This is a genomic window from Epilithonimonas sp. UC225_85, assembly GCF_042695135.1.
Taxonomy (GTDB): Bacteria; Bacteroidota; Bacteroidia; order Flavobacteriales; family Weeksellaceae; genus Epilithonimonas.
Map to the genome: position 1 here is coordinate 1386315 of NZ_CP170547.1, position 20311 is coordinate 1406625.

The window sequence follows — 20311 nt, forward strand, 5'->3', positions numbered from 1 at the left end:
TAATTATTTATCTAAATTAATTCTTAACCTAAATCGATGGCGCCTTGTCTGCAAAGGTCAATGATTTCGTCAACTTTTTCGATGGTCAAATGTTCGTGGTAGAATTTACCCAACTGCATCATCGGTGCATATCCGCAAGCGCCAAGACATTCTCCCGGTTTTAAAGTGAAAAGTCCGTCTGCTGTGGTTTCGCCGTCTTTAATATTTAATTTGGTTCTGATGTGGTCGAGAATATTATCACTTCCGTTCAGCATGCAAGGCCCGGTTCTGCAAACTTCCAAAACATATTTCCCCACCGGCTTCATATTGAACATCGTATAGAAAGTCGCAACTTCATATACTTCGATTGGTGTAATGCTCAATAATTCTGCAACATAATCCATCACTGGAACAGCCAGCCAACCATCAAATTCTTTCTGTGCAATGTGCAAGACAGGAATCAGCGCAGATTTTTGTCTGCCTTCCGGATATCTTGCGATAATTTTATGAACCTGCGCTAAGCTTTCAGGTTTAAAAGCAATTGTTTCGCTCATCTTATTTTGTTGTAAAATGTACAATGTACAATGTACAGTGTACTTCTATTTTTAATCTTTATACATTTTACTTTGTACGTTGTACAAAATTATGCGTCTAATTCTCCCGCAATAATGTTCATACTACACATTGTTACGATTGCGTCAGATATTACTGCGCCGGTAATCATTTCCGGATAAGCCTGGTAATAAATGAAACAAGGTCTTCTGAAGTGCAACCTGTAAGGCGTTCTTCCGCCGTCGCTCACGAGATAGAATCCTAATTCTCCATTTCCACCTTCTACAGCGTGGTAAACTTCGCCTTTAGGAACATCTGTTTCTCCCATTACGATTTTGAAATGGTAAATCAAGGCTTCCATTTTGTTGTAAACATCTGCCTTTTCAGGAAGATAAAAATCCGGAACATCCGCGTGGAATGGTCCTTCTGGAAGATTGTCGTAAGCTTGGTTGATGATTTTCAAAGATTCCCAAATCTCCTGCTGACGAACCATAAAACGGTCGTAAGTATCGCCCGCAGTTCCAACCGGAATAATGAAATCGAAATCTTCATAAGAAGAATACGGCTGTGCAACTCTCACGTCATAATCAACGCCTGTTGCACGAAGGTTTGGACCTGTGAAACCGTAACTCAAAGCTCTTTCTGCCGAAATTGCGCCAGCTCCGATGGTTCTGTCCATAAAGATTCTGTTTCTTTCTAACAATTGACCGAATTCTGCAAATCTTGCAGGAAAAGTTTTCAGGAAGTCTTTTAATAACTCGTGGAACTTTGGCGTGAAGTCTCTTTCGAAACCGCCGATTCTTCCCATATTAGTCGTCATCCTTGCACCGCAAATCTGCTCGTACATATCGTAAATACGCTCTCTTTCGATGAACATATAAGTCAATCCTGTAATGGCGCCGGCATCCATTCCTGTAACACCGTTGCAAATCAAGTGGTCACCAATTCTTGCCAATTCCATTAAAATCACACGCATATAATCTACACGTTTTGGAACTTTGATGCCAAGTAATTTCTCAACTGTCATATGCCAGCCCAAATTATTGATGGGGGCAGAGCAGTAGTTCATTCTATCGGTAAGCGTGGTGATTTGTGCAAAGTTTCTTCTCTCAGAGATTTTTTCGAATGCTCTGTGAATATAACCTACAGTTTGCTCAGCGTGAAGAATCCTTTCGCCGTCCATCGTAAGAACGTTCTGGAAAATCCCGTGAGTTGCAGGGTGCGTAGGTCCAAGATTCAGGGTGTATAGTTGCCCGTCGATTTGTTCCTTGCTGTCGTATTGGTTAAGTATATTAGATAATGAGTTATCTTTCATATTCTTTATAATTGATAATTGATAGGTGATAATCGATAATCATTTATCTATTATCATTTATCATTTATATTAATTTTATCTTCCGAACATACTATCGTTCTTATCTGTTCTGGTTCCATCTTCCAGTCGGTATTCTTTCAACATTGGATGGTAACCCAAATCTTCCATATTAAGAATCGGTCTCAAATCGGGGTGGCCTTTGAATTTGATCCCATAGAAATCAAAAGTTTCTCTTTCCATCCAGTTTGCACCTGCATACAATTCAGTCAAAGAATCAACTTCTATATTTTCTCTTGTCATAAAAACTTTGAGACGAATTCTGAAATTGGTCATCATATTATGCAAATGATAAATAACACCAATTTCTTTCTCAGGCGTTTCAGGATAATGAATCCCGCAAACATCTGTCAAAAAATTGATTTCTAAACTTGAATCTTTCAAATAATGAATGACCTTCTTAATGTCGTCTTTTTTGATTTCAACTGTCAGCATTCCGTAAGGTTCTGAACTTGAAACAACAGATTCAGGAAATTCTCTCGTGATAGCTTCTAATACAAATTCGTTTGTCATCTTCCTTAGTTACTAATATTGTAAGAATCCAATAAATGCTGATATTCCGGCATATCTCTTCTTCTGATGCTTTCGCTTTCTGCCAATGCCTGCACCTGCATTACGCCTTCGATGATTTGTTCTGGTCTTGGCGGACATCCTGGAACATAGACGTCAACAGGAATGATTTTGTCAATCCCTTGTAAAACTGAATAAGTATCAAAAATACCACCGCTGGAAGCACAAGCGCCAACAGCAACTACCCATTTTGGCTCAGCCATTTGGGTATAAACTTCTTTCAAAACGGGACCTAATTTTTTAGAAATAGTTCCGCAAACCATCAACATATCTGCCTGTCTTGGAGAGAAAGAGTTTCTTTCCATTCCAAATCTTGAAGCATCGTAAGTTGGATTCAATGTCGCCATAAATTCGATCCCACAGCAAGATGTTGCAAAAGGTAAAGGCCAAAGTGAGAACTTTCTTGCCATCCCGATCACACTGCTCAATTGTGTTGCGAAAAATCCTTCTCCTTCAAATCCTGGAGGAGCGGGCGCATCTGTTATAATTACTGGTTTATTATCTGACATTTTTTCTAGATTTTAAATTTTAGACTTTAATTGATTCAATTTTAAATCCAAAACGTAATTAAATTAATTTATTTGTCCCAATCCAAAGCGCCTCTTTTCCAAACGTAGAAAAAAGCGACAAAGAAAATAGCAACAAACGTAAGTACGGCAACAAAGCCTTCCATTCCAAATTCTCTAAAGTTAACCGCGTAAGGGTAGAAGAATACAATCTCGATATCGAACAATACGAACAAAACTGCAGTCAGGAAATATTTGATGGAGAATGGTGTTCTAGCGTTACCTTCACTCGGAATACCACATTCCCAGGCTTGGTTTTTTACAGAATTCCCTTTCTTCTGCTGAGGACCCAAGAAATGAGCACCTAACAAAGAAATAGCTACGAATCCAAGACCGACTGCGGCCTGAATTAGTATTGGAATATAATTTTCGGGTAAATTCATAAGGTCAAATTTAACTATGCAAAAATACTAAATAAAGATTTAATATAGTAAATTATCAGCCTTATGTAAACAAGAGAAAAGTCTGTTTTAGTAAATTTAGAATAGTTATAAATAAGAGTCTATTTGCCTTTTTTGCCCATATTCCTCAGAACAAGATAGGCGATGTAAGCAATGTAGAGAAACAACACGCTGGCAAACAGAATGTTGATGACCGCATCCAATCTGTCATCCTTGATAGGTTTATAAAAATTATAAGCTACAAACAGGATGATCAGACCAACGTAAATGTATAGTTGCTTTTTCACTAGGAATTGATTTTTAAAAGATTAATACGCTTATTCAAATTTATATTTTGCTAAACGATCGTTTAAATTAAATATAATTATTTAATCTCAAGTGAATAAGTTCTTCTGCTTTTGTGATGCACCGGATGATAATCTTGCCAAAGAACCTGCACACTTTTGTTTTCCTCCAGTTCCGGATTGGTCTCAAGGTATTTGATGCCTTTTGTTTTAAGGTTTTCCTGAATGGCTTTAAAAATCATTGACGTCACGCCTCTTCTTTGGTATTCCGGATGGATTCCTATCAGGTAGAAATTGGCGCGCTCATTTTTCTTCCCAGCTTGTAAAAAGTGCCACCAGCCGAATGGGAAAAGTTTTCCTTTTGATTTCTGCAAAGCCTTGGAATAAGAAGGCATTGTAATCGCAAACGCCACCAATTGATTGTTCTCGTCCGCGACGCAAGTGATGTAATCTTTGTCTATAAATCCGAAATATTTTTCCTTGTAAGTTTTGATTTGCTCATCGGAAATTGGTGTGTAAGTCGAAAGATGCTTGTAAGTCTCATCCAGCAATTTAAACATCGATTCTACGTAAGGCAAAATCTCTTTTTTATGTTTGAATTGTAAAGTTTTCAATTTGTATTTCTGAGCAATCAACGAACTGAATTTCTCCACTTTTTCCGGCAAAATTTCAGGGAATTGCAATTCAAATTCTACCCATTCTTTTTCTTTTACAAGGCCAAGATTTTCAAGATGTTTGGGATAATAATCGTTATTGTAAAGTCCAATCATTGTTGCCAATTTATCAAATCCGAAAGTCAACATTCCAGCCTTGTCAAGATTGGTGAATCCCATCGGACCTTCGATTTTATCGATTTGATTTTCCTTGGCGAAATTAATAGCAATATTAATCAAAGCTTTGGAAACTTCTGCATCATCAATGAAATCCAGCCAGCCAAATCTAACTTTCTTGATGCCAAGTTCTTTCTCTTCCTTTCTATTAATCAAAACAGCAATTCTGCCGACGATTTTATCATTTTTGTAAGCTAAAAATTGTTTCGCTTCAGAATAATTGAGGGCAGGATTTTCTTCTTTTTTCCAGATATTTCTTTCTTCATTGATCAATGGCGGAACGTAATTCGGGTTGTTCTTATAAAGTTCCATCGGGAATTTGATGAAATCCATTTGGTCTTTTTCCGTAACTACTTGCTTTATATTGATATTTCCCATATTCTTGTTTATAGATTAGACAAAGATAGTTTTTAAGAAAAAAAAAGCAAGGCTTTGGTACGGTTTTTACATCAAAAATTATAATTTATTTTAACATAAATTGAAAATAAAATGACTGGTTACTATTTAATTATTGGGATTTCTATGCTGCTGAGTTGGATTGTTTCATCAAGATTGAAATCCAAATTCGAGCATTACTCCAAAGTTCACCTCAGAAATGGACTTTCCGGAAAAGAAATTGCCGAAAAAATGTTGAGAGATAATGGGATTAATGATGTTCAGGTCGTTTCCGTTCCAGGACAATTGACCGACCATTACAATCCGGAAACTAAAACTGTAAACCTTTCCGAATCTGTTTACATGCAAAGAAATGCGGCGGCGGCGGCGGTTGCAGCTCACGAATGTGGACACGCCGTTCAGCACGCCGTTGGTTATTCTATGTTGCAGTTCCGGTCGAAAATGGTTCCAATCGTGAATATCAGTTCCAATCTGTTGCAATTTGTTCTAATTGCTGGTATTGCGATTATGGCCGGTACAAGAAGCATCGACAATCCAAATGGAAACACAACGGTTTTAGCAATTGGCGTTGTGCTTTTTGCGGTAACAACATTATTTGCATTCATCACCTTACCTGTAGAATATGATGCCAGCAATAGAGCTTTGAAATGGTTGGAATCCAGCGGAACAGTTTCGAGAGAAGAATATGCTGGTGCAGAAGATTCATTGAAATGGGCAGCCAGAACTTATGTTGTTGCAGCACTTGGTTCATTAGCGCAATTGCTTTATTTTGCATCGATGTTAATGGGAAATAGAAGATAAAAGTTATAAAAAATTTAATTCCAAAAGCATTTCGGACAATTCTTCCGAGATGCTTTCTTTTTTTGAAGTTTTGAAGTTGGCTACAATTGTGCAAATGTCTTCCGCTTCGAAAGAGAGGATTTTTGCATCATATTTATTTAGTAAAGTAAAAATGATATTTTGCTGAGAAAATTTGAACTTCAATTCGATTTTCGATTCTAATTCTTTGGTAATGATTTTGGCTTCTTCTAAAGTAAATTTCGCAGATTCTTTGTAGGCTTTTACCAATCCGCCAACGCCTAATTTTGTCCCGCCGTAATATCTGATGACAACAACCAAAACATTTGTAATTTGATGCGCTAATAGTTGATTGAAAATTGGCAAACCCGCACTTCCCGAAGGTTCGCCGTCATCATTGGCGCGGTAATTTTCGCCGTTAATTCCTAATCGGTAAGCATAACAGTGATGTGTTGCTTTTGGATGAATCTCACGAAGGTGATTAAGTCTCGATTTAATTTCAGAGTCAGAATTTATTGGATAAGCAAAACCGATGAATTTGCTGCCTTTTTCCTTCATCAAAACATCCTCAATTTCTTTGTCTATGGTTTGGAATTCAAACATTCATCAAAAATAGAAATTCTATGATAAAAATTCAAATATTAAGTCAGAAAGCTTATTTAATTAATTATAATTCAGATTTACAACTGATTAATTGTAAGACCCTTAAAAAATAACAAAAATAAAATTTCAACAATTAATTTTTATGTAATTTTGCATATTAAAATTTATTAATATCAATGCCTAATACACTGATCATTGGCTCCGGAAGTTATATTCCGGAAAACATAATAGAAGGTTCCCATTTCAAAGATTCTATCTTCTATGATGATAATAATCAACTGATTGAGAAGCCGACAGACGAAATTATTCAGAAATTCGTAGACATCACAGAGATCGAAAGAAGAAGATATCTTAGTCCTGAGGATTTTAATTCAGATCTTGGTCTTAGGGCTTCCTTAGAAGCAATTGAAGACGCAGGTATTGACAAAGAAGAGATCGATTATATCATCTATGCTACCAATTTTGGAGAAGTTGATGTGGATGGGATTCCTAATTTTATGCCTTCTCTATCAGCAAGACTTAAAAATAAGCTGGATATCAAAAACAGATCTTGTGTCAACTATGATATGATCTTCGGATGTCCGGGCTGGGTAGAATCTCTGATTCTTGCAGATACGTTAATAAAAGCTAAAAAAGCAAAAACAATCCTTGTTGTCGGCGGTGAAACGCTGAGCCGGGTGACTGACGAATTTGACCGAAACAAAATGATCTTTGCAGATGGCGCCGGTGCAGTTGTAGTCGTTGCTACGGAAGATACTTCTGTGGGGGTTTTAGCAGATAGCACACTTTGTGACAACGGCGAAGAACTTAATTATCTTGCAAATGGACCAAGTCTTAATCTTGAATCTAAAGAAGCAAGACAATATATCCAAATGAAAGGCCGCAAAATCTACGAGTACGCTTTGAAAAACGTCCCAGACGCTATAAAAGCTACGATCGAAAAGGCTAATCTTGATATTTCTGATATCACCAAAATATTAATTCATCAGGCCAATGCAAAGATGGATTATGCTATGATTGGAAGGCTTTTCAAATTGTACGGACAAAAAGATTACGACCACGCCATTTCTCCAATGACGATCCAGGAATATGGAAACTCTTCGGTTGCAACGGTTCCTACTTTATTTGATTTGATCAGAAAAGGGAAAATGGAAGGTCAGCAATTCACGCCGGGATCTCATATACTTTTCACATCAGTTGGAGCAGGAATGAATATCAACTGTGTAATCTATAAATTCCCTGAAGGTAAAATTTAAAGTAAAATCGAAATTTAAACGTCTATAATACAAAAGGAATGATTTTTTATTCCTTTTGTTTTTTTATATAAAAGTATGCAAAAAAATATTTTATTCATTCTCGGCATATTTCTGGTGCTGGAAGTATATGTCTATCAAGCCTTTAAAACGGTTTATTCCAATCAGAATGCAAAATTTATCTACTGGATTCCAACGGTTCTTATTTACGGATTTTTAATTTATTCAGTCTTTACATTTAATAGAGCTTCTCACGAATATCTTCGTTTTCAGATTGTATTTTCGACAATTTTAATATTTGTATTGCCAAAGATTTTGGTTGCTGTTTTTTTATTAGCAGAAGATATTTTCAGGTTGTTCAATTTCGGATACCATTATGTTGCAACAGAAAATCACAATTATCCATCAAGGCGAAAATTCGTAAGTTTGGTTGGTTTAGGATCAGCAGCGTTGCTGGCTGGTCTGGTTTTGGACGGAATTGTCTTTGGTAAATACCGTCACCGAGCCAGAATTGTAAGACTTAAACTGAAAAATCTTCCTGCGGCTTTCAAAGGGTATAAGATTGTTCAGATCTCGGATGTTCACAGCGGAAGTTTCCAGAATCCAAAACATCTGCAGCATGCCATCGATTTGATTAATAAACAAGATGCTGATCTGATATTGTTTACCGGAGATATGGTGAATAATTATGCTGATGAATTCATTCCATTTATCGATTTGTTTTCTCAAATCAAAAGTAAAGATGGAAAATTAGCCGTTCTGGGTAATCACGATTACGGCGATTATGGCGATTTTAAAAGCAAGGAAGAAAAAGCTCAAAATATTCCCCAATTAGTTGAATATGAAAAGCGGGCAGGCTTCGAAATGCTTCGTAATGAGCATCGTATCATTGAGAAAGATGGTGAAAAACTCTACATTCTTGGTGTAGAAAACTGGGGAATAGCACCTTTTCCCCAATTTGGAGATTTGGACAAAGCAAGCCGGAATGTGCCTGCAGATGCTGCAAAAATTCTGATGTCACACGATCCTTCCCATTTTGATGCAATTGTGAAAAATCACCCTAGTAATGTCCAATTAACACTCTCTGGCCACACACACGGAATGCAGTTTGGTATTGATCTGAAGAATTTCAAATGGTCACCAGTGAAGTACAAGTATCCTAAATGGGCAGATCTCTACGAAAGCGAAGGCAAATATCTCTACGTCAACCGTGGTTTTGGTGTCATCGGTTATCCGGGTAGGGTAGGAGTGCTGCCGGAAATTACCGTTTTTGAGTTGAGTTAATTTAAGTAATTATCTTTTTAATAATAATAAAGCCAGTTTATCAAACAAATGATAACTGGCTTTTCTGTATGGTTTCCGTAAGGTCGCTGTATGCTTCCCTTATGCTGGCTATATATTTAGAAGATTATGATTAATGAAATAAAATAAACTTTTTGTTGATTAATATTAAAATGCTTCTGCAGCTTTAATTCTAATTTTAAAACAAATAATCTTTCATTCTGGAAACAGCTATTTCGTGCTCATCCATAAACTGAAAAAGATCTTCTAATCGATCTTCAAAACTTCTGCTAAGTTTGATCTTTTTATAAAATGGTAAAATGAATGGCAACTTGTCTTTGCTGAAAAGTTGCCAGGCATTTGCGTAGATCATCACATATTCATTGGATTTCAGACTTTCCAAAAGCATACTTTCATAATAGTTCATCGGCGTCACTTGCAGCACATAATCATTGAAGGGAACTTGTGAGTAGGGAGACTGGCTTTCCGGAACTATTGTTAATTCATTTTCGGTGAAGATCTCTGTTTTTTCGGTCAGCTTTCTCCATAGAAAATCGATCTTTGATTCCTCAATATTTGAGACGTACATGAAGTCCATTTTCTTGATTTCGGAATAAGGAAGACGGTGGGATTTTTGTCTTAAACCCCGAATGGGTTTCTGAAGAATCTGCTCCAGATTCTGCTTCGTTTTTGCCACAGTTTCAGCATCGGAATTAACGTTATAAAGTGCAATTTCGTGACCGGAAAGTGAGAGATTTTTTATTAGTTTTTGAAGGGATTCTGCAATAGAAATTTCTATAAAAAAAGTTGCCTGATATTCATGCAAATCAAGTAAAAGTAAAATTATTTTTGTATTTTCTTCAATAGACGATATCAATTCAGACTGAGAAAATTTATTATTATTTTCTCTGCTAATTTCTGATATTGATATGTTAAATGTCAATAAAACCACTTAAACTAAAATTTATATTTTATTTGTAAATAATTAAAAATCAAATGTTAAAATTAATTTAACTTAAATTGATGATTTAAAATTTATTATTTTCCCAGTTTTGTTCGTAAATTATTTATCATATCTATCGACATAGATGAAATGTCGAACTTATAATCTAATCCCCAATCTTGTTTTGCAGCAGAATCATCAATACTTGCCGGCCAAGAATCTGCAATGGCTTGACGGAAATCCGGCTCATATCTGATCTCAAAATCGGGGATGGTTTTTTTGATCTCGTCAGCCAATTCTTTTGGTGTAAATCTCATCCCGCCAAGGTTGTAAGAATATCGGATTTTGACTTGTTCCTTTGGAGCTGTCATCAGCTTGATTGTAGCATCAATCGCATCATCCATATAGAGCATTGGCATCGCTGTATCTTCTTTGATAAAACTGGTATATTTTCCATTTTCTACAGCTTCATAAAAAATCTCAACAGCGTAATCTGTGGTTCCTCCTCCGGCTGGAGCTTTCCAGGAAATGAGACCAGGATAACGGATACTTCTAATGTCAACACCATATTTTTCAAAGTAATATTCGCACCATTTTTCACCTGCCATTTTTGAGATTCCGTAAACAGTTGTCGGATTCAGTACAACTTCTTGTCCTACATTTTCTTTAGGAATTCCTTTTCCGAACACGGCGATGGAACTCGGCCAGAAAATCTTTTTAAGCGTCCCTTCCTTCGCCAATTCACAAAGGTGGATCAATGGGTCAAGATTCAATTTCCAGGCGAAAAGAGGCTGTTTTTCCGATGTTCCGGAAAGTAGAGATGCCAAATGATAGACAGTTGTGATATTATGCTCCTTAATCACTTCTGTAACGGCTTGGAAATTAGTCACATCAAGTCTTTCATAATAGCCCGCTTCCGTGATTCCTTCTTTCCATTTGTCAAGTCCGGATGCAATGACGTTGTCTTTGCCGTACATCTCACATAATCTTACGGTGAGTTCCGTTCCGATCTGTCCAAGCGCGCCAGTGATTAGGATTTTTTCTTTTGGTGTTTCCATTTTTACTTTTTTAGATTCGCAAATCTAATTAATTTAAATAATTGTCTGAAATTTTTCGATTACAAAAGACTTTTTATAATTATCAATTCTCAGTTATCATTAAATAAAAAAACGAAAATGCTTTGTTGATTTGTGGCTTTAGTTTAAATTTATAATTCAAAGCTTTACAATTTCAGTTCCAAATTTTTCAATCAAATCTTTATGAAAATGAATTCAATAATCAATGTCGATGAACTTCTCCAAATATCCAATGATTCAAATGTTAGAATATTTGATGTAAGAACCGGATCAAACTCGAAAAATGACTATCAGAAAAAGCATTTGAAGAATGCAGTTTTTGTTGATCTGAATAATGATCTTGCAGAAATTGATGATCCTAAAAATGGTGGAAGACATCCGTTGCCTAAGTTTGATCATTTCATTAAAACTTTAGGGGAATTGGGAATTGACAAAGATTCTCACGTTGTCATTTACGATGATAAAAACGGCGCCAATGCCGGTGCAAGATTCTGGTGGATGCTGAAAGCGGTTGGTCACAGAAATGTGCAGGTTTTGAATGGAGGTCTTCAATCAGCTGAAAATCAAAATTATACTTTAAATTCAGGTATTGAAACTTATCCAAAAACCGAATATATTTCTGAATTTCAAAACTGGCAATTGCCGCAAGTTTGGATTGATGATATTAAAAAAGCAACCGAAAATACCGATTTTCTGATTGTTGATGTTCGTGAATCTCAACGTTATCAGGGAATTACAGAACCAATTGACTTGGTTGCAGGACATATTCCAAATGCTGAAAATTTTCCTTTTTCTGAAAACTTGGATGAAAACGGATTATTCAAATCTCCCGAAATTTTAAAGCAAAATTACTCTGAGTTTTTCAAAAACAAAGATTCAGATAACATCATTTTTCATTGCGGCTCGGGCGTCACCGCTTGTCATTCTCTATTAGCCTTAGATTATGCTGGCTTTGAGATTCCAAATTTATACGTTGGGAGCTGGAGTGAGTGGAGCAGGAATTGAGTGGGAGAATGGGAGAGTTTGAGCGTTTGGAAGTAAGAATACGCAATTTACTTTCAAACTTATAACCCAAAAAACCTCCAACTTAAAAACTCGCCCGGATCTGCATACTTCCAATATGGATCGTTCTTTCACCGGAATTTCGGCCTTCATAATTTACATTCAGCTGGATGAAAGAATTGATGGATTGCTGAATAAACAACGACCAAACCTGATTTTTTCCAACCTTCAATCCTTCCAGCATCTGATTCCCGACGATGCTGAAATTATTACCAGAAAAATCATTATTAATGAAAGAAAAATTAGCTCTGATAGAGGTTTTTTGCTTTTCCCATTGAAGCGTTCCCGAGATCTCATAGGTTTTTAATAATTCTTCACCATCGGTTCTTTTCTTTTGACGCAGTGCACCAAAAAGCTCTGTCTGTAGAGTTTCTGTCAATTTGTAAGTAGCTTTAGGTTTCGTTTCCCAGTTTTGAAGCAGATAATTTCTTGTGTTATAAACCTGTGAACTATTCGTTACATTCTGGAAAGAGTTTTCCCAATCTGTACGGAATGATTTGGTGAAGGAATAGCCGACATTCAGGAAGTGTGATTTCTGGCTGTGCGCTTCATTACTGAAATTGGCATTGACCAAATTATCATTGTCTGTGTAACGATAGCTGCCATTCCATCCCGATTTGTCATTGGAATTAAAGATTGCCGAAGCCAGAATATTCTGAGTTCTCAGCAATTGGTCGGTTTCTTTTTTGAAAGGATTCCAGACCAGAACCTGATCGTTTTTAAGATAAGAATTCTGGGAAAGCAATGACAAGTTGAAATTCCAGCGTTTCAGAAACTCATTTTGAGAACTGATGATGACGGATGGATTGACGAATAATGCCAGCTGCAATTTATTTTTGTTTGAAGCCAGATAATTGACACTGTTGGTGTAAACTCTGATGTATTGCGCCAGGTCAGAATATTCTGCCACTTCAAACTCGTCTAATTGCTGAATGCTATCATTATTATAATCTGTCCATTTATAAACGCCCTGTCCATCTGTCACTTTGATGTACTGGAATTCCCTTTGTGCTTCCTGCCCGTTTCCAAGTTCGTAGAAAAACTGCAGTCGCATTCCGTTTCTGAAAAGCTGTTGGTTGTACAGAATATTACCGACTACAAAATCCTGATTCTGGTCGTTTGCGAGCGTTTTGTCCTCGTAAAAGAATTTTCTGTAATGGAATAAGGTTGATAATTGCGCGGTTTCGGTTTTGATGATCTGACTTTCTGCCATTATCCCGAGGATGTTGTTCATTCTCTGCAAACGGTTGTCCAGAACAGAATCATTGCTTCGGAAATAGACTTTAGTTAATAACTTGGTCCTTACGGAATCAGCAATTTTTTTCTGAACAAACAGTTCTTTCCATCTGTAACTTGTCACATCCAGAGTTTGTGTGGAATTATATTTTTTCTCGTTGCTTTCCATTGATCCACCCAGCATCCAGCTTCCTTTTTTGCCTGCTAATTCTGTAGAAACTGCCCCACGAATGAAGGCTGTGTTGAGGTCTGTCGATTTTGTATCAAGATAGGAAACCGCTGCAAGATTATTGAACTTCCCGATTTTCCAAACTGCATCAAGGTCATTTTTAATACCTTTATAAGAATCTTTTTCTTCGAGGTAATTAATCTTATAATTGATCTTGGAAGTTTTATTAAAATCATTAAGGAAAGAGAAAATGAATCGGTTCTGCGTAATCTGATTAAACTCATTGGTCAGGTTGAAATCCCGCCAGAAATCGACATTATTAATACGATCAAGAATATGAAAGTTCTTCTGAATCACCTGATATTCTACCATTGGTGTTCCCGTCCAGGTATTTTTCCGGAAAGTTTTGTTGGCATAGATTCTTGCTGCGTAACCAATATTCTGATCATTATCTTTTGAAGAAAATGCGTTGAGGTCATAATTGCTCAGGGAAACATCTGTCCCGATAACGCCTTCATTCAAAGCGTACTCTACGTTTGCAGAATAAACCTGAGATTTTTCAGGAGCCGGCAATTTTCTTACAGCCAGATAGTCACCTAATCCGGTTCCCATATATTGAAAAACCCGGCCATTGTTGGTTGTTTGCTGCAATTGATAATCGCCTTTTCCACTTCCAAAATAGGTAAATGAAACCTGATAAAGCGTCTGCGTCTGATCTGTTGAGAATTCATAATAGAAGGAATTGCCGGAGAATATCTTTTTATAAAGAATTTTATTCACGTCATATTCCGTTTCCACGCCGGATTGAGAATACATCAGATTTGGATCATTCCCGGCATTTACGAGCTGCTGCTGATCTTCTTCGCTGAGGTTAAGGGAAAGTGGTGCGTTCTTGTTATCATTTTCCATAAACCAGCTGAATCCCGCTTTCAGTCTTTCACGCTGATGTCTGATATTTCCGGTGATTAGGAATCTTGTGTAATTTCGGTTCGTGTAATTATAAGAAACGTTGATGAAGTTCTGTTTATAGATTGGCCGGAAACTGGTGAAGGTTATTTCGCCCGTGTTATAATTAATGACATAATCCTGATTCTCGCCACGTTTCATCAAAATGCCATCAATGAAAACCTGTTCGGAACCCGAGATTATCGTGATGAAAAGTTCCCCGTTCTTTCCGGTTAATCGGTAAGGACCTTGATTTCCCTCGATCCCCTGAAAACGCATCCGGAAAAACTCACTTCTGGCAACACCGCCTGAAACATCTACTGAGGTTTTATTTCCGTTCTTTTCCCAATTGGTCAGAAATTGCAATCCCATACTTCTTCTCTGGTAACGTCCGAAATAGGTGGTTTCGTCATTCAGATCCAGATGTCCGGCTCTTATAATTGTGTTTTGTTTGATATTAAGCTGAAGGTATATTTTGTCGAATTCCTGCAAAGTCTGCGTATAGCCATCTGCCTGAACGGGAAGATTATGATCCGAAATCGATGCCAGAATAGAAACATCAGGACTCAGCTTCCCGGATATCTGCATATCCATAGAACTCTGGACGGATGATCCCTGGTTATTTCCAAACGTAATTCCTCTTATTATAGAACCTTTGGAATTGAGTTCTCCGAGGATCCTTTTCTTGTCATTTTTTACCAGCACTTCTTCATCATAAATGACTCGATTCTGTTTTTTAATGAAGTCGAGAGTGTCTTTGGTGAAAAAATCCTGATTGATTTTGGAAATCAACACACTGTCTTTTTTAAGGGAATCTTGCGGGATATTTGGATTTTTCCAACTGAAAATCTGTGCGTTAAAAGGATTTAACGCAAAAAAAATCAATATTAACAGAAAAATTTTGTTTATCTTGGACACCCTTTAATTATGATAGGCAAATGTAGTTATAATAGGCTTTGGTACGAATTAACAATTATTTAAAACGGGAAAGGGGGTTGTAAAATTGTAGTTAAGGATAAAATTTTATATTTGCGACAGGCAAACAAAACAATAAAAACAATAACAATTTAATTTTATATTATGACAAAATTCTATTCTTTAAAATCAATGCTTGTAGGAGCATTATTAACATTAAGCTCTGCAACTGCTTTTGCACAGACAACAATTGCAGAATGGGCACCTACAGCTACAAATTCTCCTGGAGGAGCTGGTAATTTTGGAACTAGTCCTTTTGTTGCTACTACGGCAGCTACTAATGTAACAGTTGGCGGTTTAACAAGAGGTTCTGGTATTTTAACACCAGCAACTGGGTCTGGTGCTGGTTCTGCTTGGGGAGGAACAGATTTAACAAGTACTACAGCTGCGGCGGCAGTAACAGCTAATGACTTTGTTACTTTCACAATTGCTGCAAATACAGGTTATAAATTTTCTGTTGCAGGAATCGATCCTTATAACATCAGACGTTCAGGAACTGGATCTACAACTGGACAATGGCAATATCAAGTTGGGTCTGGTACTTTTACCAATATTGGATCTGCTATCACTTGGGGTACAGGCACAGCTGCTGCAGGTAATGAGCAGGCTGCGATCGATTTAAGTGGCGTAACTGATTTACAAAATGTTGTAGCAGGAACAACTGTTACATTCAGACTTCTTGTTTACGGTGCATCTGCTACTGGCGGAACTTGGTACATTAACGGGAATGCATCTGCAACAAGCAAGACATTAACAATAAAAGGAACCGTAGCAACAAACCCGACAATGTCAGTTGGCGATGTAAATGCAACTAAAGCTAGTTTGGTTAAAAACACGATCGTTTCTAATGAAATTACTTTTGGAGCTGCTACAAGAGTATCAGTTTATAACGCTGCTGGTCAGGTTGTAAAAACGGCTGAAGTTAGTGAGAATTCTAAATTAGATGTTTCTGCTTTACCAAAAGGAACTTATGTGGTAACAGGTCTTGTAAACGGACAGGCAGTTTCTCAAAAAATCATCAAAAAATAATTAATATATATGTTAAAAAAATGCTCTCAGCAAATGGGAGCGTTTTTTTCCTTATTTTTGTACAATCAATTTTTAAACTTTTATAAAATGAAAAAAATCTTTACTATTTTAGGTGTTACAGCAGTATCTTTAGTATCTGCACAAAACTTATTGTCTAATCCTGGCTTCGAAGCTGGATTGGCACCTTGGGCAGCAGGAACAACTGCTTCTTACACTGCTCCAACTATTGCTACTACAGGAGCTCATACCGGTACTAATAGTGCAATGTACGTTGCAACTGCTACAACTGGTTTTTACCAAAATGTTCCGGTAACTGGTGGTAAAACTTATGTTATCTCTTTCTGGTACAAGTCTGCTGGAGATGATACAGATTCCAGACTTTGGAGTGTTTATAAAAATTCTGGTGGAGTAGCGGTTTACACAACAGCTGATGCTTCTACAGATGCTTTCAGAACTAACAACGTATATATGCCTTCAGCAGCAGCTTGGACTAAATATACAGCTGAGATGCCAGCAGCAGCAGATGCTGTAAGTTTAGATGTTGCAATAAGAGTTTACAACGGTGGTACTGCTTCTTTTGACGATTTCATAGCAGCTGATAAAGCTAATATGGCTGTTTCTGATGTTGCAGGTTTTGACAAAGCAGTTCAGTTCAACACAGTTATCAAAGATCAGATTACTTTCAAACTTCCGGTTAAATCTACTGTAAACATCTATTCTGTTGACGGTAAATTAATCTCTTCTGACAGAGTTGAAAACGGTGGTTCTGTAAATACTCAGTCTTTGGTTAAAGGTGCTTACATCATAACTGTTGACAACGGTGCTAACAAAATCAGCAGAAAAGCTATCAAAAACTAATCTAAGTTTTTCTTAAAAATAGAAGGCTTCCTAATTTAGGAAGCCTTTTTTGTTTTGTGATGTAAGTTGCCTCAAGGTAATTATATTCTGAAGATATACAGTGGTTACTGACAAAAAACGATATAATTTTATCAAGAAATAAACTAATAAAAACTAATAACCTTTATAAAAAGAAGCCACCGGTCTTTCGGTGGTTTCTTGTTTTTAATAAACGCCTCTTCTCAGATTATTGATGAGTGCGCCAAGATTCAGAACCAAAGTATATCGGATCCTGTAACCATAATTTTTGAATGAAGGTTCAAAGCCTAAAGTCGATGCAACAGGGAAATATACTTCCAGGAAATCCGGAATTACTTTCACTTTTATGCCTGTATCCCAAATGAATTGCTCCGCTCTGTGTTTGTTTTTATAAATGCCGGCATCTGCATAGAGATTGAACCATTTCCAAAGGTGAGAATCAATATTGAGACTCGTGATAAATTGATTGACCGATGTATTGAACATCGATTTAAAGCCTCCCTCAGCCAAAATAAACTGTTGCGAAAGAATACCCGATGTAGCACTTTGGCCAAGCAATCCGTAAGAAAAAGAATAATTGGAAACGCGCGAGATTCCGTAGTTGAAAAGATTATTTTTCGTATCATTTTTGATAAAATATCCGGCAAACCATCGGAAACTGATTTTTTTGTCTTTGGCAAATTCCCAGCGGTAAAATGCTTCTGCCGAGATCTTTTGAAAATCTTCCATCCATTGCAGATTGGTGCTGACATATTTCTCGTGGATCAGGCGGTTGTCCGAGTAGGCATAACCGAGGTTCCAAAGATTGTATTTGGCATATTCATTATTAAGAATTCTGATCGGAGAAAGTTCGCGTTCATAATAATTATATGAAAAATAAAGACTTCTGCCAATTGCACTTCTCGGATTTTTATTAAAGTTTAAAGATGTTGATGCACCAAATCTTTTATAAGCTAAATTATTGTCATAGTGAAAATAAGAACCGGATAAACCAAAATTCCAACTCCTGAAGAAACTGTCCGGCGGCAGAATAGAGTAGCCCACAGCAGCAGCACCCGTCAGTTTTCCTGTTCCGGAACTGTAATATGGCGTTGCAGAATAATTGAATTTCTGATCAAAAATCCCCTGGTTCTTAAAATTCATTCCAATCAGAATTTTATCGTAAGCATTGAAAGTGACTCTCGGGGTGAGGAAGATCTCGTTGTATTCCGGATTCTGAATATCTTTTATCAGCTTGAATCTGATCTTTTTCATATTAGAAAAAATCCCTTTCGTGTAAATATAATTGTCCCGGAAATTAGTTTCAGGAAAGATATAATTATCATTCAGAACGATCTTATCAACCTGATTTGACTGCACAGAAACCGTGTCTTTTTTCTGCTCATTTCCGTCTTTCCACAAAGTAGTTTTGTCAGCCGTTTTGTTTTCGGTTTCAATTTTTAAAGGAATGATCTGCGTGTTATTTTTGTGAATATTCACCAGATAATTTTCTTTTTCTTCTTCAAAGTTTTTGAGATTGAAATTGATGCGGTGTTTCTCAGACATCATTTGTTTCAAAAAGACAGATTTTCCGTCAGAATAATTTTCAAGATCTTTCAGAAAATCATTTCCAGAAACTTTTCTTTGATAACTCTCAGAAAAATATTGCTTCAGAAAGATGTCAAATGACTGATTTCCTTGATATTCAGAAATATAATTCAGAAGACTCCCCGTTTCAAACTGACTAATTGCAGTTGTATTGAAGTTACTTAACTGATAAAATGGCGTCGTAATTTTCTGATCCAGATTCTGAGTATAAATATAATGATACGCCAGACCGTAACGTTCCGACAGTTTCAATTTTGAGGCGTGAAAGATCTTCAGCGGTTTGATTCCGAAAAAGTTGGCATTGTCTGCCAGATCGCCTATCAGCTTATGATCAGGATAGTTTTTTTTCAAATACTGAATTTCCAGATAAGATTTCAATCCGTTTTTCAGCCAGTGATCTTGTGTTTTATCGGTAATGAAAAACTCGTCTATTAATTTTTTGGAAATGATACTAAAATAATCCAGATCTGTCTTTTCATAATCTGTGAACATTTGGAATTTGAACTTCCAGAATTTGATGTCATCAATGCCGATAAATTCTTCTTTTTTGAAAAATTTTTCTGTGATGAAAAGCTTTTCAGGAAGATTTCCGGTTCTCGCTTTGATAAATTTTAGCTGCGTCGAAAGCAGAAATTCCAAAACCTGTTTCTGATATTCCGAAACCTGATAGCCTAATTGGACTTGTGTGGTTTCTCCATCAATATTTGATGAAAATTGAGGGTATATTTCTGGCGAAAGCTGAAATTCCGGATCATTAATAGATTTTCCTTCGAAGCTGGAATTTCCGGTTTGTTTCAAATTTGAGTAGCAATTCCATTTTTCCGGTAATTGAAACCTGACTTTCCAGTACGAGCCTGCATTGGCAGTTTCTTCGGTATCGCGGTAGAATGAGTTGGTTTGCGATTCATCTTCGTAAGTTTCCGGAACCAGGAAAAAATATTTCAGAAGAATATGATTCGTATTGATTCCGTAACCCGTAAAACGGGCGTCAGGAAGTTTGATCTGATACTTTAAATTAATGGTGATGCTTTCTCCCGGCTTCAAAGTTTGAGAAAGCGGAATGAAAATGTTCTCTTGTTTTGTATTCAGGATCTCAGAAGAGATATTTTGATGAGAATATTGCAGGCTTTCCAGTTTTCCCAGCTGATCGTCTTTTGCAAAATAAAGATCACTTTTTCGGTCTTCAATCTTTCGTTTGAGAAGCGGCGTTTTTCTTTTTTGGTAAGCTGCAGCCCAATTCAGAAGCTTGATTTGATTGATGGATTTCTGATGTGGGTTATGATAAACTAAAGTTTGTTCTACAGATATCGATTTCTGGTCATCATTCAGTTTTACATCCAGCCGAATGCTGTCTTGCTGAGCAATTGCCCAGAAATTAAAAGAAAACAAAGCCAAGACACAAAAACAACTCTTCATCGAGAACAATCAGTACTTATCAAAACTAATGATTTTTTTTGATGAAGTGTAGATTATGTTTGTTAAAGTTTTTTTGATGAAGCCCAATGTTGTCAGTCTGAGGTTCTCGAAG

18 protein-coding genes are annotated in these 20311 nt (G+C 36.7%); 6 read left to right on the forward strand and 12 right to left on the reverse strand.

All coding sequences use genetic code 11. The features are described from left to right. Positions 1-23 precede the first annotated feature (23 nt). The 7 genes from nuoE to ACFJGY_RS06610 form a co-directional block, all read right to left on the reverse strand. Entirely contained in the window at positions 24-533 is a 510-nt protein-coding gene (nuoE, locus tag ACFJGY_RS06580; protein WP_034967041.1) for an NAD(P)H-dependent oxidoreductase subunit E, read from the reverse strand. Between the two features lie 89 nt (positions 534-622). Beyond that, the gene (locus ACFJGY_RS06585) at positions 623-1846 is read right to left on the reverse strand and encodes an NADH-quinone oxidoreductase subunit D (protein WP_034967044.1); all 1224 of its coding nucleotides are present in this window, start codon (positions 1844-1846) and stop codon (positions 623-625) included. 75 nt (positions 1847-1921) lie between these two features. Next, positions 1922-2416 (reverse strand): NADH-quinone oxidoreductase subunit C, encoded by a 495-nt coding sequence (locus ACFJGY_RS06590; protein WP_379969311.1) that lies wholly within the window; start codon positions 2414-2416, stop codon positions 1922-1924. Positions 2417-2421: 5 nt separating this feature from the next. Continuing rightward, positions 2422-2982, reverse strand: a complete 561-nt coding sequence (locus ACFJGY_RS06595) for an NADH-quinone oxidoreductase subunit B (protein WP_379969313.1) — start codon at positions 2980-2982, stop codon at positions 2422-2424. A 68-nt stretch (positions 2983-3050) separates the two neighbouring features. Continuing rightward, positions 3051-3422: an NADH-quinone oxidoreductase subunit A gene (locus ACFJGY_RS06600; protein ID WP_034975442.1), complete on the reverse strand. Its 372-nt coding sequence runs from the start codon at positions 3420-3422 to the stop codon at positions 3051-3053. 119 nt (positions 3423-3541) lie between these two features. After that, positions 3542-3727 carry a hypothetical protein gene (locus ACFJGY_RS06605; protein WP_379969315.1) on the reverse strand — a complete coding sequence of 62 codons (186 nt, stop codon included), beginning with the start codon at positions 3725-3727 and terminating at the stop codon, positions 3542-3544. 77 nt (positions 3728-3804) lie between these two features. Further along, positions 3805-4932 carry a GNAT family N-acetyltransferase gene (locus tag ACFJGY_RS06610; RefSeq protein WP_379969317.1) on the reverse strand — a complete coding sequence of 376 codons (1128 nt, stop codon included), beginning with the start codon at positions 4930-4932 and terminating at the stop codon, positions 3805-3807. Positions 4933-5043: 111 nt separating this feature from the next. Between ACFJGY_RS06610 and ACFJGY_RS06615 the strand changes: the two genes are divergently transcribed. Continuing rightward, positions 5044-5751, forward strand: a complete 708-nt coding sequence (locus tag ACFJGY_RS06615; RefSeq protein WP_379969318.1) for a zinc metallopeptidase — start codon at positions 5044-5046, stop codon at positions 5749-5751. 3 nt (positions 5752-5754) lie between these two features. Here ACFJGY_RS06615 and ACFJGY_RS06620 read toward each other — a convergent pair whose 3' ends face one another. Continuing rightward, the gene (locus ACFJGY_RS06620; RefSeq protein WP_379969320.1) at positions 5755-6351 is read right to left on the reverse strand and encodes an IMPACT family protein; all 597 of its coding nucleotides are present in this window, start codon (positions 6349-6351) and stop codon (positions 5755-5757) included. Between the two features lie 176 nt (positions 6352-6527). Between ACFJGY_RS06620 and ACFJGY_RS06625 the strand changes: the two genes are divergently transcribed. Together ACFJGY_RS06625 and ACFJGY_RS06630 are read left to right on the forward strand one after the other, a co-directional pair. Next, positions 6528-7607, forward strand: coding sequence for a 3-oxoacyl-ACP synthase III family protein (locus ACFJGY_RS06625; protein ID WP_379969322.1), 1080 nt, complete (start codon positions 6528-6530; stop codon positions 7605-7607). Positions 7608-7682: 75 nt separating this feature from the next. Then, positions 7683-8888 (forward strand): metallophosphoesterase, encoded by a 1206-nt coding sequence (locus ACFJGY_RS06630; RefSeq protein ID WP_379969324.1) that lies wholly within the window; start codon positions 7683-7685, stop codon positions 8886-8888. A 196-nt stretch (positions 8889-9084) separates the two neighbouring features. Here ACFJGY_RS06630 and ACFJGY_RS06635 read toward each other — a convergent pair whose 3' ends face one another. Then, positions 9085-9762, reverse strand: a complete 678-nt coding sequence (locus ACFJGY_RS06635) for a polysaccharide deacetylase (protein WP_379969326.1) — start codon at positions 9760-9762, stop codon at positions 9085-9087. A gap of 161 nt (positions 9763-9923) precedes the next feature. Further along, the gene (locus ACFJGY_RS06640) at positions 9924-10886 is read right to left on the reverse strand and encodes an NAD-dependent epimerase/dehydratase family protein (RefSeq protein WP_379969328.1); all 963 of its coding nucleotides are present in this window, start codon (positions 10884-10886) and stop codon (positions 9924-9926) included. A 207-nt stretch (positions 10887-11093) separates the two neighbouring features. On the opposite strand from ACFJGY_RS06640, the gene ACFJGY_RS06645 reads away from it, so the two are divergent. Beyond that, entirely contained in the window at positions 11094-11909 is an 816-nt protein-coding gene (locus ACFJGY_RS06645) for a sulfurtransferase (RefSeq protein WP_379969330.1), read from the forward strand. 82 nt (positions 11910-11991) lie between these two features. Here the strand turns inward: ACFJGY_RS06645 and ACFJGY_RS06650 are convergent, their stop codons facing one another. Further along, positions 11992-15201 (reverse strand): hypothetical protein, encoded by a 3210-nt coding sequence (locus ACFJGY_RS06650; protein ID WP_379970125.1) that lies wholly within the window; start codon positions 15199-15201, stop codon positions 11992-11994. A gap of 195 nt (positions 15202-15396) precedes the next feature. Here ACFJGY_RS06650 and ACFJGY_RS06655 point away from each other — a divergent pair, with 195 nt between their 5' ends. Both ACFJGY_RS06655 and ACFJGY_RS06660 read left to right on the forward strand, forming a co-directional pair. Continuing rightward, on the forward strand, positions 15397-16320 hold the full coding sequence (locus ACFJGY_RS06655; RefSeq protein ID WP_379969332.1) for a T9SS type A sorting domain-containing protein: 924 nt from the start codon (positions 15397-15399) through the stop codon (positions 16318-16320). 87 nt (positions 16321-16407) lie between these two features. Then, a complete protein-coding gene (locus ACFJGY_RS06660; RefSeq protein ID WP_379969334.1) occupies positions 16408-17178 on the forward strand; it encodes a T9SS type A sorting domain-containing protein in 771 nt (256 codons plus the stop codon). A gap of 204 nt (positions 17179-17382) precedes the next feature. On the opposite strand, the gene ACFJGY_RS06665 is transcribed toward ACFJGY_RS06660, so the two are convergent. Further along, positions 17383-20199, reverse strand: coding sequence for an aminopeptidase (locus ACFJGY_RS06665; RefSeq protein WP_379969336.1), 2817 nt, complete (start codon positions 20197-20199; stop codon positions 17383-17385). Positions 20200-20311 lie beyond the last annotated feature (112 nt).

Coding starts and splice junctions, on each gene's coding strand:
- nuoE (WP_034967041.1), bottom strand. CDS start 533: ATGAGCGAAACAATTGCTTTTAAACCTGAAAGCTTAGCGCAGGTTCAT.
- ACFJGY_RS06585 (WP_034967044.1), bottom strand. CDS start 1,846: ATGAAAGATAACTCATTATCTAATATACTTAACCAATACGACAGCAAG.
- ACFJGY_RS06590 (WP_379969311.1), bottom strand. CDS start 2,416: ATGACAAACGAATTTGTATTAGAAGCTATCACGAGAGAATTTCCTGAA.
- ACFJGY_RS06595 (WP_379969313.1), bottom strand. CDS start 2,982: ATGTCAGATAATAAACCAGTAATTATAACAGATGCGCCCGCTCCTCCA.
- ACFJGY_RS06600 (WP_034975442.1), bottom strand. CDS start 3,422: ATGAATTTACCCGAAAATTATATTCCAATACTAATTCAGGCCGCAGTC.
- ACFJGY_RS06610 (WP_379969317.1), bottom strand. CDS start 4,932: ATGGGAAATATCAATATAAAGCAAGTAGTTACGGAAAAAGACCAAATG.
- ACFJGY_RS06615 (WP_379969318.1), top strand. CDS start 5,044: ATGACTGGTTACTATTTAATTATTGGGATTTCTATGCTGCTGAGTTGG.
- ACFJGY_RS06620 (WP_379969320.1), bottom strand. CDS start 6,351: ATGTTTGAATTCCAAACCATAGACAAAGAAATTGAGGATGTTTTGATG.
- ACFJGY_RS06625 (WP_379969322.1), top strand. CDS start 6,528: ATGCCTAATACACTGATCATTGGCTCCGGAAGTTATATTCCGGAAAAC.
- ACFJGY_RS06630 (WP_379969324.1), top strand. CDS start 7,683: ATGCAAAAAAATATTTTATTCATTCTCGGCATATTTCTGGTGCTGGAA.
- ACFJGY_RS06640 (WP_379969328.1), bottom strand. CDS start 10,886: ATGGAAACACCAAAAGAAAAAATCCTAATCACTGGCGCGCTTGGACAG.
- ACFJGY_RS06645 (WP_379969330.1), top strand. CDS start 11,094: ATGAATTCAATAATCAATGTCGATGAACTTCTCCAAATATCCAATGAT.
- ACFJGY_RS06655 (WP_379969332.1), top strand. CDS start 15,397: ATGACAAAATTCTATTCTTTAAAATCAATGCTTGTAGGAGCATTATTA.
- ACFJGY_RS06660 (WP_379969334.1), top strand. CDS start 16,408: ATGAAAAAAATCTTTACTATTTTAGGTGTTACAGCAGTATCTTTAGTA.
- ACFJGY_RS06665 (WP_379969336.1), bottom strand. CDS start 20,199: ATGAAGAGTTGTTTTTGTGTCTTGGCTTTGTTTTCTTTTAATTTCTGG.